General features: G+C 49.8%; 18 protein-coding genes. 16 read left to right on the top strand and 2 right to left on the bottom strand.

What is annotated here, in order from left to right:
- Together OB13_RS10950 and OB13_RS10945 are read left to right on the top strand one after the other, a co-directional pair.
- Positions 1-348 (top strand): hypothetical protein (locus OB13_RS10950; protein ID WP_461490205.1); only part of this gene is annotated, 348 nt, incomplete at its 5' end.
- Positions 348-2306: a DnaB-like helicase C-terminal domain-containing protein gene (locus tag OB13_RS10945; RefSeq protein WP_461490204.1), complete on the top strand. Its 1959-nt coding sequence runs from the start codon at positions 348-350 to the stop codon at positions 2304-2306. The genes OB13_RS10950 and OB13_RS10945, both read left to right, overlap by 1 nt.
- Positions 2307-3373: 1067 nt before the next feature.
- Here OB13_RS10945 and OB13_RS10940 read toward each other — a convergent pair.
- Positions 3374-4543, bottom strand: a complete 1170-nt coding sequence (locus tag OB13_RS10940) for a hypothetical protein (RefSeq protein WP_461490203.1) — start codon at positions 4541-4543, stop codon at positions 3374-3376.
- Positions 4544-4806: 263 nt separating this feature from the next.
- Between OB13_RS10940 and OB13_RS10935 the strand changes: the two genes are divergently transcribed.
- The 11 genes from OB13_RS10935 to OB13_RS10885 all read left to right on the top strand — a co-directional run bounded on the left by OB13_RS10935 (position 4807) and on the right by OB13_RS10885 (position 12287).
- The gene (locus tag OB13_RS10935) at positions 4807-5346 is read left to right on the top strand and encodes a DNA-packaging protein (RefSeq protein ID WP_461490202.1); all 540 of its coding nucleotides are present in this window, start codon (positions 4807-4809) and stop codon (positions 5344-5346) included.
- Entirely contained in the window at positions 5339-6784 is a 1446-nt protein-coding gene (terL, locus tag OB13_RS10930; RefSeq protein WP_461490201.1) for a phage terminase large subunit, read from the top strand. Before OB13_RS10935 ends, terL begins: the two co-directional genes overlap by 8 nt.
- The gene (locus OB13_RS10925; protein WP_461490200.1) at positions 6781-7509 is read left to right on the top strand and encodes a hypothetical protein; all 729 of its coding nucleotides are present in this window, start codon (positions 6781-6783) and stop codon (positions 7507-7509) included. Before terL ends, OB13_RS10925 begins: the two co-directional genes overlap by 4 nt.
- 1 nt (position 7510) lies before the next feature.
- Entirely contained in the window at positions 7511-7933 is a 423-nt protein-coding gene (locus tag OB13_RS10920; protein WP_461490199.1) for a hypothetical protein, read from the top strand.
- Positions 7924-8430: a hypothetical protein gene (locus tag OB13_RS10915; protein WP_461490198.1), complete on the top strand. Its 507-nt coding sequence runs from the start codon at positions 7924-7926 to the stop codon at positions 8428-8430. Before OB13_RS10920 ends, OB13_RS10915 begins: the two co-directional genes overlap by 10 nt.
- On the top strand, positions 8430-8810 hold the full coding sequence (locus tag OB13_RS10910) for a hypothetical protein (protein WP_461490197.1): 381 nt from the start codon (positions 8430-8432) through the stop codon (positions 8808-8810). Before OB13_RS10915 ends, OB13_RS10910 begins: the two co-directional genes overlap by 1 nt.
- The gene (locus OB13_RS10905; protein WP_461490196.1) at positions 8807-9427 is read left to right on the top strand and encodes a hypothetical protein; all 621 of its coding nucleotides are present in this window, start codon (positions 8807-8809) and stop codon (positions 9425-9427) included. The genes OB13_RS10910 and OB13_RS10905 overlap by 4 nt, the downstream gene beginning before the upstream one ends.
- A gap of 226 nt (positions 9428-9653) precedes the next feature.
- Entirely contained in the window at positions 9654-10433 is a 780-nt protein-coding gene (locus OB13_RS10900) for a phage tail fiber repeat family protein (protein ID WP_461490195.1), read from the top strand.
- Entirely contained in the window at positions 10433-11278 is an 846-nt protein-coding gene (locus OB13_RS10895; protein ID WP_461490194.1) for a hypothetical protein, read from the top strand. Before OB13_RS10900 ends, OB13_RS10895 begins: the two co-directional genes overlap by 1 nt.
- 3 nt (positions 11279-11281) lie before the next feature.
- Complete coding sequence (locus tag OB13_RS10890; protein ID WP_461490193.1) at positions 11282-11815, top strand: hypothetical protein; 534 nt, start codon at positions 11282-11284, stop codon at positions 11813-11815.
- Entirely contained in the window at positions 11802-12287 is a 486-nt protein-coding gene (locus tag OB13_RS10885) for a hypothetical protein (RefSeq protein ID WP_461490192.1), read from the top strand. Before OB13_RS10890 ends, OB13_RS10885 begins: the two co-directional genes overlap by 14 nt.
- Positions 12288-12464: 177 nt before the next feature.
- Here the strand turns inward: OB13_RS10885 and OB13_RS10880 are convergent, their stop codons facing one another.
- Positions 12465-12659, bottom strand: coding sequence for a hypothetical protein (locus tag OB13_RS10880; RefSeq protein ID WP_461490191.1), 195 nt, complete (start codon positions 12657-12659; stop codon positions 12465-12467).
- 132 nt (positions 12660-12791) lie between these two features.
- On the opposite strand from OB13_RS10880, the gene OB13_RS10875 reads away from it, so the two are divergent.
- The 3 genes from OB13_RS10875 (at position 12792) to OB13_RS10865 (ending at position 16560) form a co-directional block, all read left to right on the top strand.
- On the top strand, positions 12792-13673 hold the full coding sequence (locus OB13_RS10875; RefSeq protein WP_461490190.1) for a hypothetical protein: 882 nt from the start codon (positions 12792-12794) through the stop codon (positions 13671-13673).
- Positions 13673-15574 carry a hypothetical protein gene (locus OB13_RS10870; protein WP_461490189.1) on the top strand — a complete coding sequence of 634 codons (1902 nt, stop codon included), beginning with the start codon at positions 13673-13675 and terminating at the stop codon, positions 15572-15574. Before OB13_RS10875 ends, OB13_RS10870 begins: the two co-directional genes overlap by 1 nt.
- An 86-nt stretch (positions 15575-15660) precedes the next feature.
- Positions 15661-16560: an ATP-binding protein gene (locus OB13_RS10865; RefSeq protein ID WP_461490188.1), complete on the top strand. Its 900-nt coding sequence runs from the start codon at positions 15661-15663 to the stop codon at positions 16558-16560.
- The last annotated feature ends 125 nt before the right edge of the window (positions 16561-16685 follow it).

The following is a 16685-nucleotide window of genomic DNA, read 5'->3' as shown; positions in this document are numbered from 1 at the left end:
AAAAACAATAAAACAGATGGTCCGCCTGCCGGCTCAGCACCATCTAAACCTCTGACGAAGGCTGAACTCCATGTGCGTGAAGTGGAGGCGCAATACGAAGCCCTGTCGGAAGAGGACCAGGAGACGTGGGATAACTTCTTCCGGTGGTACAGCAAGGATGATATACTCTCGCGGGTTCGGAAACTGGAGCGGCAGCCAACGCCCAATCAGATTTTGCCTGTGTTGCGGGAAAGCGGAATAGACCCGGTGGTGGAAACCTTACGCAGCATGGGCAACTGGAGCAAAATAACCTCCAAAGTATCCGTCTACCTTACCCTTCTTACCTGGCTTAAACGAAACGCATCCTGATGAACTTTGAATACTGTACCGCCCTGAACAACCGCAACACGGTGATCAGGGAGTCCGATATTGAGCTTTCCCCTACCCCTGAAGAGTGCTACCTCTCGATGTTCGGGTATGACAACAGCATTTACGAGCATCTGCGCATCGCAAAGAGTGTACAGGGCTTCAAAGGCAACTTCTTCTGCAAGTACCTGTACTTCGACATCGACAGCGAGAACCTGGAGGAGTCCCTGGAGATGGCCCGTAACTTCTGTCTCCTGCTCTACAACATGCTCAACGTGAATCCCAAGAGCCTGTTCATTTCCTTCTCGGGCAACAAAGGGTTCCACATCGGGCTGCACCAGAACCTGTTCGGTGGGTTTGAACCATCCCGGGAGCTGCCGGAGCGGATGAAGGTGTTGGCCGTACGCATCCTGATGGAGTGCTTCGAGGTAAGCATGGAAGCCATTCAGCAGGCGGTGAAGGAGGCCAAAAAGCAGGTCTACAATCTCATGGACCTGAGCATCTACAGCCCCAACCGTATTTTCCGGTTGCTCAACTCCTGCAACAGGAAGAGCGGCCTCTACAAGATCGGGCTGACCTATGAGGAGCTGACGACCCTGTCTATCGAGCAGATCAAGGCACTGGCGGCTCAGCCGAAAGCCTACAGGTTCGAGGTAGCCCCTTCGCAAATCACGGCAGTGGCAGATCTGCAGGGCCTGTGGCAGTACGCGCTGAGCTTCGATACCGGCAGCTACAACCACAGCCAGAAAGCACAGGTGAAGCAGGAGAACGGTCAGACATTTTTCCCGCCCGTAACCGGTAGCAGGAACAACGACCTGTTCAAACAGGCGGCCTACATCTTCGACAAGTCCGAATTCTCCGAGCACCAAGTGCTCCAGCTGGTGAATATCATCAATGGCGGCTCTGCAGCTCCGCTGCCTTACGATGAGGTGAAGACGCTCGTGCACTCGGCCTTTAAGCGGACGTTGCCCAACAGGGCTGAAAAGCAGCAGACCAGGCAGGCGGCGATGGGAGTGGAGAACTTCTATGACTGGTTCAGCGAATGGGCGGACTACTACACGGCGGATCCCACGCCGATAAGCTGCCTTTTCGATGAGATAAACGCTGACCAGGAGTTTAACTTCCAGGGGCGCCTGGGTGCTTTTATCGGAAAAGGCGGGACTAGGAAAAGCTATGGAGCCCTGAATGTGGTAGCTCAGAACATCATCAATTATGAGGCCCGCGCTATGTACAGCAGCATGGAGATGGGTAAGGTAGAGATGGTCAACAGGACGCTCGATGTTTCTTTCCCGGCTGAGAATGGGATGGCACCAAGCGTATTTTACAGGTCGTGGGTGAAGCAGGATAAGGAGGACCTGAAGCTGAAAATGAAAGAAGCAGCCAGAAGGCTTAGCGATGGGCTGATCCTTTCCAATGTCTCCAAAATGACAACGGATAAATACTTCAAGGACCTGCAACGGGCAAAGGAGCTGTACGGGCCGGTGCAGATTCTGGCGATAGACGGGCTCAGCATGATGGGCGGCAAAGGTTCAGAAAGCGAACGCTTTGAGCAGCACACGGCAGAACTGAAGGATCTGGCCAACCAGGAGAACCTGTTCATCATCCTGATCTGCCACACGACCAAGGAAGCCAAACAGTACATGCGGGATGTCTCGGAGTATGTGCGTGGTTCGGGGAAGATACTCGATAACTGCGATTTCTTTGTCTCTTTCAGTAACCTGATAGATCCTACCAGGAGCACGGCGGAGAACATTGAGTACTTCCGGGACTACGGGCACATCAAGTACTACAACAAGCGCGGAACTGGACTGACCCTGAACAAGGTGTACAACTTTTGCAGTCTCACTAAAGGCATTGCCAAAAGCCATGCGGAGCCGATGGACTTTATGGAGTACGAGGCTTTTCTGAAGTACATCAAAAAAGGCAAAGGCGTTACCACTTCAGGTTTTCCCCAGTTATAGCAGGTGATAGATGTGAGGCGCAGGCAATGGGTATAAAGGTCCTGCGCTTCACACCTGATCAGTTACTCAAGCCAAAGGCACTCAAGACAATCAGGCAAGCTCTGGAAGGCTCTGTAACTGTATCAGAATAATCCCTTAATAGCCCTACTCCATTTATAAGGAGAGGGGCACTTCAAAACAATGTATCACAACAAATAAGGGGTCTGACGAGTATCATCAATCATTTCCTGGTACTCATCAGTTGTGATTTCAGTAACCGAGTTGCAGCAAATTCTGAAAGGAGAGTCAATGCTTCTGTTATCCGCTATGACAATAGCTTCTCCCACACTACTGGCTCTGACGGCAATCCAAACCACGGCCGAGCTATTATTAAGTTGTAGCTTTACTTTATAGAAATGACTCATGATGGTTATACCCTAAGGGAGTTTAAAAGGATGTGCTTTTTGCTTAGAACTCAATCATAACCAATGGATCTTCAACTACAAAAGATGGAAGCCCGGCAAAGAGCCAGGTTCGCCAGTACTGAGGACGCACTTCAGGTCTTAACAGGAATGGTGCTGGTAGCAGAACGGGGAGGCGAATAACCTCGCCTCCCCGCCTGGATCGGGGTTGGATCGCTCTACCCCCATAAGTTGTCGGTCATCCCGGTCGAACTGTTTAGGCTCACCGGCGAACCGCAACCCAAGCAAATATACGGAATACTCCTTCTGTTGATAACTTATACCTTTCAACATGATTACTAATATAGTTAGTTTTAATCTAAAATATTTAGTAAATTAAAGCATGAGAACTTCATCCGATACAGAAAGCTTTCATCAGAGAATAGAGGAAGCCAGAGCCAAGCAACTACCCAAATGCAGCTGCAAGGACCCGAACGAGTGTGACACTTGGTGCGTTGATAAGGAGCGCTTTGCACAGGCATACGATGGGCCTATAGTTGAGACGCCAATCCGACGCATAGAAGGTAGTGTAGGACATGCCTGGGACCACATCACAGGTGATTGAACGATAAAAGGCGGTCAGAGCAATTCAACTCTGGCCGCCTTTTATCGAATGCCAAACTCTGATTATTGATTAGGGACGATAGCCAGTGAGACATTATAGGGTAGTGTCTCATTGGAGAATTTACTACCGAAATAATAATTGTAACTCAGTCTAAATGTCGAGTTGATAGCTAAGCCACCGGATATTTGGTTAAACCAAAAAGCATCTCTTTTCTCCTTGCCAAGATACTGGTAAAAGTTCTTGTTGCCATCAACGACCGCGAATCTGAAGTTAGTGAATAGGGTTAGGTTGTTTAGGAGTCCATTGTAGAAAATGCTTCCCTCAACACCCGCGTTCCAGTGAAAAGAGAAATCACCACTCTCAGTGCCTATTTCTGGGATGTCCACCGCGGATTTAGGCACGAATGCAAGCTTCATGTTAAAGTTGGCAGCTCTGTTTCTCAAATCAAAAAATGGGTAACTGGCATTCAGTACAGCATTGCCGCCGCCGCCGAGCAGCCTCTGAACAGCATCTTTCTCTGAAGGTGTTAACTCCTCTTGGCTATTGGGCGGGGTACTGTCCTCCTCTTCTTCGCCACCATCGGCTACCAATGCGCCGAATCCTAATCTGACAGGGCCAAAATAGTCGGCATAAATCTCATTGAAAATCGATACGGTACTACCCTGAGGAGAGTAAGCTATAAGAGTGTTATTCAGAAACTTTGAGTTCTTGTCACTAGCAGAAGCATTGTAATGAGTCTGTGCGTCTGGAGCATACCATACATGGAAAAGGTTGAACCTTCTTGCGGTCCTTGACCTATAGTCATATTCTTTCGCTAAATGTTCGAGAGTGATAAGTTTGCTTAACTGCTCTTCCTCCTCGATTATCAGTGCATCGAGTTCGCCTTTTAGCCTTATTGCCTCAGCTGGACTTTTGGCGGCTTTGAATTCTTTCTGCTTGTCGGATTTCTTTTGGGAGTATATGGTAGTGATATCCTGTCTTAAACTAGCTTCTAAAGCCTTTGTATCAGCTCTTAAATCATTGTAGAAGGGGCTAATCGCGCGATTCTTAAAGTATGTTCTGTACTGTTTACTGAATAAAGCTGCTTTACCTTGTCTGGAGATGAAATCCTCTTGTTCCTCCTTGGTGTCCGGCAAAGGAGTGGTCTTAAACCTGTAAGGAATAGTTTGCCCAGTGGCGCTGTAACAACAGGCTAGGCTCAGAAGAACTAGGAGAAAAACTTTTGCTTTCATCAATGGGAAGGGTTAGGGTTAAAATAAGGGCCAATTTGGTGATTATATTAGATATTTCAAATATCTAAATGTTTTAATATTTAATTCAAGTTCACTCTTGCTCTTGAAGAAGGCCTGGTAATCTTAAGAATCATATAACTTCTGAAAAATGGTTCGGAAGCCTTATTTTGGTTAGGACCAACACTTTTTCGGGAATTTATTATTAGAAATTAGTATTAGTTATTTTACTATATTTGATGTGTAGTATGTAGTAAAATAACTAAATGACTGCTCCTAAGAAAAACGCTTTCTGGAAACAACGCACTAAGCATGGCAGAGACAAACTATTTGCCTCTGCTGATTTGCTGTGGAAAGCGGCGTGCGACTATTTCAAGTGGTGCGATTCCAATCCCTGGCTGAAGACCGAGCAACTGAAAAAACCCATTACTATCAAAGATGTGAAAGGTACACGGGCGGTTACCATCGTGGAGATACCTACGGCACGGCCATACACCCTCTCTGGACTGTGCCTTTACCTGGACTGCAGCCAGTCTTATTTCCGGGAGTTCAAGAGCAATCCACCGCAGGGCTCGGAAGATTTTCTGACGGTCATCACACGCATAGAGGAAATCATCTATACCCAGAAGTTTGAAGGGGCGGCTGTTGGCGTGTTCAATGCCAACATCATAGCCCGTGATCTGGGCCTGGCAGATAAGAAAGAGATAAACGGCTCAGTAGATACAACGCCGATCGATTTGGGCAGGCTATCGGATCAGGAGCTGGATACGTGGATTGCACTGCAGGAGAAGGTGCGTCATGGCTGACAGTACAGCGCTTAACATCGCTTACGGTGAGCGGTGCAAACGTTCCTTTTATCGGTTCTTCCTGGAGTTCTGGGAGACGATCGAAGCGGTGGAGCTGGTACCGAACTGGCATATTCAGTTCATATGCGATGAACTGCAGAAAGTATACGAGGCATGGGAAGGAGGAGAGACGCAGGATGATGTGATCATCAACGTTCCTCCGGGATCTTCGAAGTCCACCATCGTCACGCAGCTGTTCCCGGCCTGGCTCTGGGTAAGGAATCCGAGCATACGTTTGATCTCCTCCAGTTATGCCGCTGATCTGAGTATCGCGCATGCAGTCAAAACGAGGGACTGTTTGAAGTCGGATAAGTTTGAACGCTATTACCCGGGACTGATCGAGTTCAAAAAGGACAGTGACGGTAAGTCAGCCTTCAAGAATACGAAGAAGGGGGAGCGCTTCACTACCTCAACAGGAGGCAGGGTAACAGGTATGCACGGGGACTTCATCATCAACGATGACCCGATCAATCCGGAGGAGGCAGAGAGCACCAAGGCCAGGAAAACAGCCAATAGATTCTCCGGTACCACGCTCTCTACACGAAAGACCAACAAGAAGCGAACGGTCACGATCATGGTCATGCAGCGTCTGCATGAGCTGGACCCAACAGGGGACTGGCTGAAGAAGAAAAAGAGCGTCAACCATATTTGTCTGCCTGGGGAGCTGTCTGATCACGTGAAGCCGTCCCGGGTGCGTAAGTACTACGTGAACGGGCTGATGGATGTGAACCGGTTGGACCGCTCTGCACTCGATAAGTTAAAGGAAGATCTCGGAAGCTATGGGTATGCAGGGCAGATCGGGCAGGTGCCGACTCCGGACGGGGGTGGTAAGTTAAAGAAAGCCTGGTTCGGCCGCATGACCTGGGAAGAGTTTCAGGTGGTAACGAAGGGTAAGCAGGTGGTCTGGCAGTTCGACGCGGACACGGCTTATACCAAGGATCAGAAAAACGACCCGACTGCTATGATGGCCTCCTGTTACATCGCACCGACTCTTTATATCCGGGATGTGTCGGAGCAGTGGCTGGAATTCCCGGACTTGATAAAGGAGCTGCCTGCTTTCGCCAAACGGAACGGCTATAGCTCCCAGAGTAAAATACACATAGAGCCCAAAGCGTCGGGGAAAAGTACGATACAGACATTGAAGCGGGAAACCTCGCTCAACATAGTAGAAGCACCGGCGCCTGATGCGGATAAGGAAGTAAGGGTGAACGGCATTTCCCCTTTTGTGGAGGCAGGAAGGGTCGTGCTGATAGACGGAAGTTACATCGACAATTTCTTAGGCCAGTGTGCCGCCTTCCCCTTGGGAGCGCATGATGATATGGTAGATGATTTGGTACAGGCGATTGAGCGGGTGCACCAGCCAGTAAGAAAGGTAAAAGCGAAAACAATAAAACGATGATCACCTACACCCTAAACGGAGAAGAGCGCCAGGCCAAGACCAGCTGGTATGAGTTGACACTGGGAGAGTATTTGCAGGTGGTGTCATCCGGTAAAATCGAAGCAGTATGCCTGCTCAGTGGGCTGACGATAGAAGAATACAACCAGGCTGATGAAGGCATGCAAGCTTTGTTTGCTGCAGTCAGTGCAGTACTGGACACAGAGCCGGTAGGATTCAAGCCCGACTGGCTGGCTGTGAACCTGGGGGCGGACACGATCGGCAAGTTGGAGCTCTGTAGAAAGTATGTGAAGGAGTTTGAGGAAGAGCCCGAGCAAGCGTTTCCTTTCCTCTATGCCATTTACCACTGGCCGGAAGAATACGACTCGGTATATGTCATGAGTGGTGCCGGCTTCCCGCAACACCTGGTAGAGAGAGCCACTCAGCAACCCTTGGCCGAAGCGATAGGAGTAGTGGTGCACGTGCTGCAGGAGAGCAACCGGCTGAATGAACGCTATGCCCCGATACTGGACAAAGACCCGACAGAAGAACAGTTTCGGGCCGGTATCGAGAAGTTTGAGAAATACGGCTTCTACGCCACTTTGCTCAGCTACTGCAGTGGTGATCTGTCCCGTCTGACCATGTTGCTGAAGTTATCGGCAGACGTGTTCTATACTGCTTTATGTGTGGACACCGAGAAAGCAGACTATGAAGAGAAGTACCGTGACATCATGAGTCAACAACGATAATATGACTTACGCAGAACTAGAAGCCCTTATAGAAAGCATTGCCCTGGAGACATTGGGCGGCTCGGGCCATTTTCATTGTGGCAATGACCTGAGCCTGAAGCTGGCCGTGGAAGAGAAAGGATATCCGGTCGTTCACCTGGATCCGATCTCCGGTAATAGAAACATCCAGTCCGGGAACAAGACCGCCTCTGTCACGATCGGCTTCTTTGAGCAAGGAGCAGTGGATCTGTCAGCAAAGGAAGAGCAGGTCATCTATGCCAGGCAGGAGGTAGTTTCTGCTCATTTCCTGGCCATGCTGCAGGAGGAAGACGAAGTAGGAGATATCGCGGTCAGAGACACGCCGGTCAAGAACTACACAGACCAGTTGTTAAGCGGCATTGCCTGTGAGTTTGAACTGAAGTTACCGATCAGTCTATGCTTCTGAGCACAAAGCTGAAACTCGACAGGCTGGGCAAGCAGCTGGTGGATCAGTTGGCTTATAACATCGCCACCATCGACGCCGGCCAGTACTTGCCTACTTCCCACCGGGAGCGGATGGCCGGTACGGTCCGGTATGAGCTGGATGAAAAAGAGTTCCGGCTGGTAGGGGGTGAATACATCTGGACGTATGAAACGGGCCGGGGTCCTACCGTGAACATGGGCAATGGTGCTGTGAGGAGGTATGTGCGGGAATACATCCAGGAGAATAACCTGAAGCCCAGGGGGCTGGATGAACAGGGCCTGCCGATCACAGAAGATACGCTGGACTATTACATCTCCCGGAAGATACACGAAGAAGGTTCGAAGCCTTACCGGCACAAGAAGCCTACAGGCGTGATATCGGAAATAGTAAATGACAAACTGGTAGAGAAGGTAGAGCAGCTGCTCTACCAGTCCTATACCAGCGAGATCGCAGCGTTTTTACTCAAAGCAACAGCCTAATGGAGATACAGGAAAGACCCAAAGAATTCAGCGCTGTAGGCGGGAGGCTTCCCAACCCGGTGCTCTACAAAGTAGCCACATCCGGCAGCTATGTGGAAGCTCTTGTCTTGTCCGGCGAATCCGAAATAGGCAAGCTCAGAGCCAGTACCAGGAATGGCGTGGCGGTTCTGGATGTCAGCAGTGTCTTACGGGACAGGATCAGAGTAAGGCCTCCTGCAGGCCTGGAAGTAGTGGAAGCAGGAACAGGCGTGATCGCCTACTGGTGCCGCTTTAAGGACTCGGAAGGTGCAGAGTTAACGGATCAGGAGAACGTGCACTATGCGGTGGCAGCTGCACTTCCAGCAGGTGTGTCGGACTATTCAGGTTATACCGTGTTATGAAACAGTTTGCTACCAGGTTAGACAGGCCTATACTGTTTGAAGGGAAACCGCTCACGCTGACCATCGCCATCAGCGAGGGCATCAGACGTGCAGTCTACTTTGAACGGGTATACCTGGATGCGTCAGGTGGTCAGCTTGCCATTAGATCAGCACTGGTACCGCTCAGGGGTTTGGTTCTTCTCCATGAGATGGGTCCGCTCCCCATCGGTACGGCTTCTGTATCCATAAGCCTGACTACCGAGAATAGGGCCACTGAGTCCAATCCTGTTATCGTGGTATCAGAAGACAGTCCGTTACTGCCAGTCTTCGCCACTTACCAGGAGCAGCCGGTGCTGTTTGACCGGGAACCGATGACACTGGCCATTGCCATGGGAGACATCCGCCAGCCGGTCTATTTCGAACGGGTGTATCTGGATCATAACAGAAGGCAAATCAGCATAGCCAGTGAACTGGTGCAGCAGCGGAACACGCAACTGCTCTTCAATCTCAATGCTGACGAATTGCCCTTAGGTACCCGATATATAAATGCATGCCTGACGAATCAATACAGGGGCACCAATACATTGGAGACACTGGAGTATGAATATTTAGAATGGAATGAGTTAGAGTATAACTAATGGTTATTTCCTCTTGCGCCTGTGTAGCCGGCTGTTCCTAAACTTATTTTTCGCCTTATATGCTCTGATGTCCCGAAGCAATCGGTAAAAACAGTAGAGGAGCAAAGGCACAAGCAGAAGAAGAGGGATGATTGACATCTATCAAGAAAGGGTTAAAGCCAGCGGAGTAATATAGGATTAAAAACACTAAAAATATAATAAGGTACTCAATTTCACTTTTTAACTAATGATACCCGAAGAACAACTCCTCGATGAGCTACTGGACGAAACCAAAGCCGGCTCCATCAACCAGACAATCAAAGTATATCCGGACGCAAATAGGATAGACGAAACCAAGACGAGCGGTCGCCAACACAGGACGTTACTGGCTACCATTATCACGCGCTTGAAGGCATGGGTAGTGGCGTTGTTGGATGGTAAATCTGATACTGGCCATGGTCATACCATTGATGAGGTGGATAACCTGCAGACCACGCTCAACAGCCACAACCAGCGGATCACGGCCAATACAGATGCGTTGCCGCTGAAGGCTGATTTAATAGGTGGCAAGGTGCCGCCTGAGCAATTACCGGAGATAGGGCCCGCTATTGTTCTGGATGAACAGCCCACTGCCGGCAGTCAAAACAGCGCCAAGTCAGGCGGTATTTTCTCCTGGGTAAATACACAGATCAGTGCAGCCTTGGGCAATGGCGGCTCAATGAAAGCGGCAGGTGCTACGAGCGGGACGCTGACGGTGAATTTTGACAACAATACAGACGAGTATCACTTGGGTGATATCACCGGGGCAGTCACGATTGCCCATACCGGCACGCGCCTGGGCAATGCCAAGATTGTGAGTTTTCGGCATAATGGCAGCTCAACGGTGACCATCAGCAACGGCATTGCCGAAGATGAAGTGGGATTTATTCCGGCGGTAGGGCAAAGTCACAAAGTGCACCTTCGCCTGGGTGTGGGGCCTGCGGGAACCACCCGGCTTTACTATCACATCAAACCGGTCAGCGAGTAATGAAGCTCCATCACTATACCTCAAGGATTGCGTCCAGCAGCAAGCAGCTCGTGCATGCCCACCAACAACGAGTGGCCAATGCGGGCGGGACCGGCGTGGATGCCGCCTGGCTGGAGAAGTGCGTCACCAAGTTTAACAAGCTGGGCGTGCTGGACAATCTCCGCGTGGCCGTGTCTCCCCGCTTTGGATATGACGCGGTGGCCGACAAGGCTACCAAGCTCTACAATGTAGTAAAAGGGGACGCGTTCCCGCCCTTCGAGAGCCGCCAGGGTACCATCCAGGCCAACCCGGTCAAGGGTTACACGCAGCTATCGGGCACGGCTATGGGGTATTTCGGGAAAACGCCGCAGCCGATTCGCAACAATAGAATCACGATTTACCAGGTCTTCCAGTCTACCGCCGTGGCCTATGTAGGATTGTTCGGACTGCTTTGGGATGACAACGACACAGATGCCACAGGCGAGTACGTGATGGCAATGGACAAGCGCAACCTGCAGAACTCTAAGTATTGGACGGCCTCGCGCGGTGCTACCAACTCGTTCACGATGGAGGGAAAGGTCGTGCCCTTTACTGTACTCGACGGCTCCACAGGGCTTTGTGTGCTGTGTGTGAAGACAGGGGCCACCTCCACGTACTTCCGCAACCTGGCAGGGAGCGCCGAATCCGAACCGAACCTGGACCTCTATAATGCCGAGTTCCAAAACTACGGCCTCTTTTCCAGGGCAAAAGCCAGCTTCTCCCTTTCCGGGCGCATGATGGACACCTTCGTTTTCCATGGGGTACATAATACCTATTTGGAAAACCAGATTTATGATATGCTTTTAACTGAATACAGCAATACCTAAGATATGGAAGCGATTGAAAGAATAGAAACAGTGCGCGGCGGAGAGGGCTTCGCCATCAACACCGGCTACAATGCCGTAGGCATACCGATGATCTGGTTTGATATCTTAAACCCCGATCCTGTGAAAAGCAAAGGGCAACCTGTGCGGGAGTTTCCCAAGCAGATCATTATCAATTTTGAGCCGGACGAGCAGGGCCGTGGCGTGCTGAGCAGCGTGCACTCTAAATTTAACCAGGTGTTACTGGCCAACAACACACAGATTCTGGCTTTCACGGCGCAGCCGCTGAACATGGATGCCAATGTGCAGGACAAGTCCGATTTTTCGGCTATGTTCTGGCCTGCTTTCCGTCGGTTCATTCCCAACGGCTGGATGCGCAAAATTAAAGGCTTCAATTACTGGCCCGTTTTCCTGGGAGACGGCTCGGTAAACGAGCTCACCCCGGAGCAGCAGCAGGAGCCAGGAAGCGGAGACTATGACACGCACCGGGTAGACGGTTCAGTTATAAACCCTATAGCGCCGCCCGATGGTACCCTTTAAGATACTGCTGGTGCACAACCGTTTCCGATGGGCACAGCCTATCACTTACCTGTCGCTCTTTATCCGTGTGTTCACTTGCTCGAAATGGAACCACATTGCCATTGAGCAGGGGGACGTGATAGAATCGATAGCCAAGGGGGTAACACCCAAAACAAGGAAGGGGTGGGAGAGTGTGTCAGACAGAATTGTGTTACCCTTGGAAGTGCCGAGTGAATTGCTCAAAGGCGATCTTTCCAAAGCCCTTGGCAAACCTTACGGGGTGCGCGACCTGTTAAGAGTAGGTTGGCACATTATCCTTTCAAAATGGTTTGGGTTGGAGCCAAAACCTATGAAGAATGGCAGAGGCTATATCTGCTCGGAGCTGGCTGCTATGCTGTTGGGCATGGAGCACCCGCACCTTGTCACACCGGCAGACTTTGAGCATATGCCCTTCCTGAAAAAAGGGGAGGTCTTCGAGACTAAAAAGCTATAACGCCTAATATCAAAGAAATCTTGCAGGTTATCGGTGAAGCTATCATCCAGCACGGCATCTTGATCCCCGAGTCGAAGAGCAGCCATCCTTTGGACCACTTCACCTCCCGGATCCTGAAGTTTTCCAGGCAGAGGTAAAGCGGAGTTGCGGTACATGGGTGGAAGTGACGCGACCGGGTTAAATAGTTAATCCGGCACGGTAGTCCAGGTAGATTTCTTCTATTGCATTGTCATAGTCCTGCAGGAGCGGCATCTCGTCGGCGATAGATTCTAGGGCAAAGGGTTTGTCTACTCCTAGAGCGATAAGTTCTGCTAAGGCTTTTGCCTGCAAGGGAGTGAGCTGTAAAGGGAAAAGACCAGGCTGGGTTTTCATATGGAAAGAAGATATTGGAGCTTAGATGGTACAAGATATAAAAATATGTAATAAAAATGCAAACATCTTAATGTGACTATGACCAATATCCGTGAGATCCTGCATCAACTTTAATATATTAGAACTAAAGAAATGGCCTTATACGACCTGTTTACTATAATCAGTGGGGGACAGAATTACAATGTCCGGTACAGTGATGTCACCAATCAGGTACACGTGTATGATGATGCCTACGCTGAGATAGCAGGCCCTCCCGATGTACAGCATGAGAACGTGGGAGCCCAGTTTCTGGCAGCAGGTAAAACCTTCATTGGTATCTCGTCATACCCCTATGCCGAAGAATACATTGCCCCTGATCCTGACCCTGACCCCGATCCGGATCCGGACCCGGAGCACCCGGCTGACGGTACCTACCTGAGAAACGAGTGCAACGGCTTCAACCTGCAGCAGGTACTGGCTGACGGCAACGGCGGTGAACGTTGGGGCAATGTGCTGGAGTATAACACTCCTTCCTGTGGCTATGTAGCGCCCGTCTATGGCTGCACGGATCCGGAAGCGGAGAATTATGACCCGGTCGCCACTACCGATGACAACAGGTGTGTCTATGCGCCCAAAGTATACACCGAGGTGAAGACGATCGTAGTGAGACCGTGTACACCGGGCGTGTACCTGCGCTGGCTCAACTCGCTGGGAGGTGTGGAAGGGTGGCTCTTCTCCGGCAAGGTGTCGCACCCTTTTTCATCCGAGGCAACAGGAGAGTATACTTTGTCTTCGGGCCTCAGGGGAGCCGCTCAGAAGAACGGGAACACGAACATGATCATCCGTACGGCAGGCCTCAACTTCAATCAATACAGAGCACTCTGCGAAGTCTATACCTCCCAGCTGGTATGGCTGCATAAAGATGGCCAGGAGCCGGAGTATGTGTATGTCGTACCGGGCAACGTGGACCCGGAGCCGGGCAGGAAGAGCTATGAACTGGCAGTTGAACTCTCATTAACTCCTCCTAACAGCTAATGGAACTCTACATCAAAGGACAGAAGGCAGACCTGGCGCCGGACGCAGTGTTTGCTGTGACCGTTCAATCGAACGATATCACCAAACCTGATACCGTGCAGTCCAGCTACAGCAACACGCTGACACTGCCTTATACTCAAAACAACAATGCGCTGCTGGACAATGCCAACGATCCCAGAAGCATAGGACTGGCTCCTTACCAGAAGCTGGAAGCAGCAGTACTGCAGGATGGGGCGGAAGTGGTACCTATGCCCCGGATCTATTTACAGCAGGCGGCAGAAGGGTATGAGCTGCAGGTGTTCTCAGGAGCCGTAGACTTCTTCGAGCGTCTGGGAGACAAGTCTATCCGGGACCTGGACTTGAGCCGGTACGACCATCCCTGGACCGCACAGAGCCTATCAGACGGCAGCTATTATACAAGAGTATGGCAGGACGGGTACATCTACGACATCATCGATCGGGGCAAACCCCAGGAGGAGCACACGTATTACCCTAGCGTCTTTGCCCGGGCTATCCTGGAGCAGATCCTAAGTGAAGCAGGGGTAACCACTGCCTTTGAAAACCTGACCTATGATGACTTGATTATTCCTTTCAGTAATGACTACCCGGCCCATAGCAAAGTTTGGTTAGCCGCGCGGAAATACTCAGGACCCTATACCGGGGGCACCTTCGGGGTAACGGACGTGATCATTGATCGGGGCAAGCTTAAAGTAACTTATGACTTCTATGTGGAGCGCATGAGCAACCAGCAAAGCGTGTCGGAAGTCATTGCCACCTTACGCAAAGGCAACACGATTCTAAACGATCAACGCTATACCGTCGAAGCAAAAGGCAAGCACAAAGCGGAATTCACTTTTGATATTCCTACGGAGTACAACCCGGAAGAGTATCGCGTGAGCCTGACGCTTGCGCAAATGGCAGGGCCGGCCGATCCCGGTGCAGCCTATACCTGGGTAACGGAAGGTACGCTTACAGGCGAATACGACGAAGAGGCCTATTTTAAAACAGAATGGAGCATTGCCCGCAACCTGCCGGACATCAAACAGAAGGACTTCTTTAAGGCAATACTCGCGCTCTTCAACCTCATGCCGGCCTTTGACCCTTATTCCAACACCTTACGGCTAACGCCAATGCAGGATCTGGAAGTAAATAAGGCAAGGGCCCTGGACTGGTCTGATAAGCTCGTGACCATCGGCCCGGTTCCGGTGCAATACCGCTTCGGTGAGTTTGCCCAAAAGAGCTTGTTCCGCTACAAGGAAGAAGAAGAGAATCCTGCCAATGGGGATAGTTTCCTGGTCATTCAGGACCAGCAGCTGGAAGCCGAAAAGGATGTGATTACATTACCTTTTGCCGCAAGTGAGGAACGGGACGGGCTGCTGTATCTGCCGATGTTTGAACTGATCAACAAAAAACCGGAGGGCTTCCATAAAACCGTGAAGACTATTTCAGGACTTAGCCTCTATGATGTTTTTCCACCCGGCTATAAGGTGCTGGTGGAACGGGCTTCCGAGGATGATCCTGATGTGACCTACGGATGGGGAATCTACGAAAACCTCCGACCCGGCTGGAAACTGATCGATCAGGAGCAAGGGTATGTAAGAAAGAAGGTTGCACCGCGTATTGCTGTGTTGGACCGTAACTATGTCGCAGGCTTTGCCCGGAGCTCATTTGCCCCGATTAGCTTTGCTAACCTCATACCGCTCTACTATCGGGTCCTTCAGGGGATACTCGACAGGTGCAAAGGAATCACCCCTCCTTTCCTTCTAACAGCGCAGGAGGTACAGAACTACGACTGCTCTATACCGGTCTGGTTGGACCAGTACCAGAGCTATTTCTATCTGAACAGTATAGACGAGTTCACCGGGGAAGGCCCGACTAACTGCCAGTTGTGGAGGTTGTAGGTATGCAGGTGCTCAGAATTTTAATATAACACCCATGTTTGTTAATAAAATAATTAGCAGTACCTTTGCAGCCTCGTTTAAAATCTATGGGGAAGATCTATACAATCAGGGTTGTTACTAGAAGCTATGAGGCGTGGATCAACTTTATTGGGGAAAACAGGATAGTTCACCAAGCTGGACAGTCAATTGATACGTTGGTAGTAGACTTTTCTTATGCTACTTTCCTTCAGCCATTTCACCTTGTCTCTCTAGCTTGTCTTATTGAGGAGTATCATCAAGCAGGCATTAAGGTTCATTTCGTTGAAGGTGGTATGGCGTTAAACAACTACCTCAACAATATAAAGTTTTACAAATATTGGTCAGAAGGATTTAATAGGAACAGGTTCACTCACGCTCATATCAGCACTACGTTTTGCTTATGGAAGGTAAACAGCGATATGATAGATAACTATGCGAATGAGGCCAAAAACTATTTTGAGAGAAACTTCTTCAGTGGTAAAAATTTAGAGTCGCTTTCAATACCTCTGAAGGAAATCTTTAATAATATTGATGACCATGCTGCTTCTCCTGTTTCGGGTTATGTTCTCACTCAATATTACCCTAACTTAGGAGAAATAAGAACTGCCATCTGTGATTTCGGTGTGGGCATTCCTGACAAGATAAACACGATGTGGGAGGCCGGTGGAAAAGCCAGGCTTTCAGATGAAGATGCTCTTAGGGCTGCATTCAAACGTAAGGTGTCATCGAAATCAACACCACGGAATAGGGGTCTGGGTTTGTATTATTTGTTATCAAATGTTAAATATTTAAAGGGCGACTTGACTCTTTACTCAAATAATGCTTTCTTGGAGCACAAAGACTCGAATGGCCTGCGAATATATCAGCCTAACTATTTCTTCCAGGGCACGTTAATTAACATTAGTCTTAAGACTGAATTTCTTCCTCAGGCGGAGGATGAAATTGAAGATGAGGAATTTTTATTATAATTTTACTGTTATAAAAGGGAAAAAGGGGAAACCAAACATGAACACACGCACAATTAAATTGATGGACTGTGTATCGGGAACTTCCACCAACACTGAAGGCTATGTTCTGTTTTTAGCGCTTTCAA

The sequence above is a fragment of the Pontibacter sp. HJ8 genome, assembly GCF_054824225.1.
This window is presented reverse-complemented; position numbering and strand designations above follow the sequence as displayed.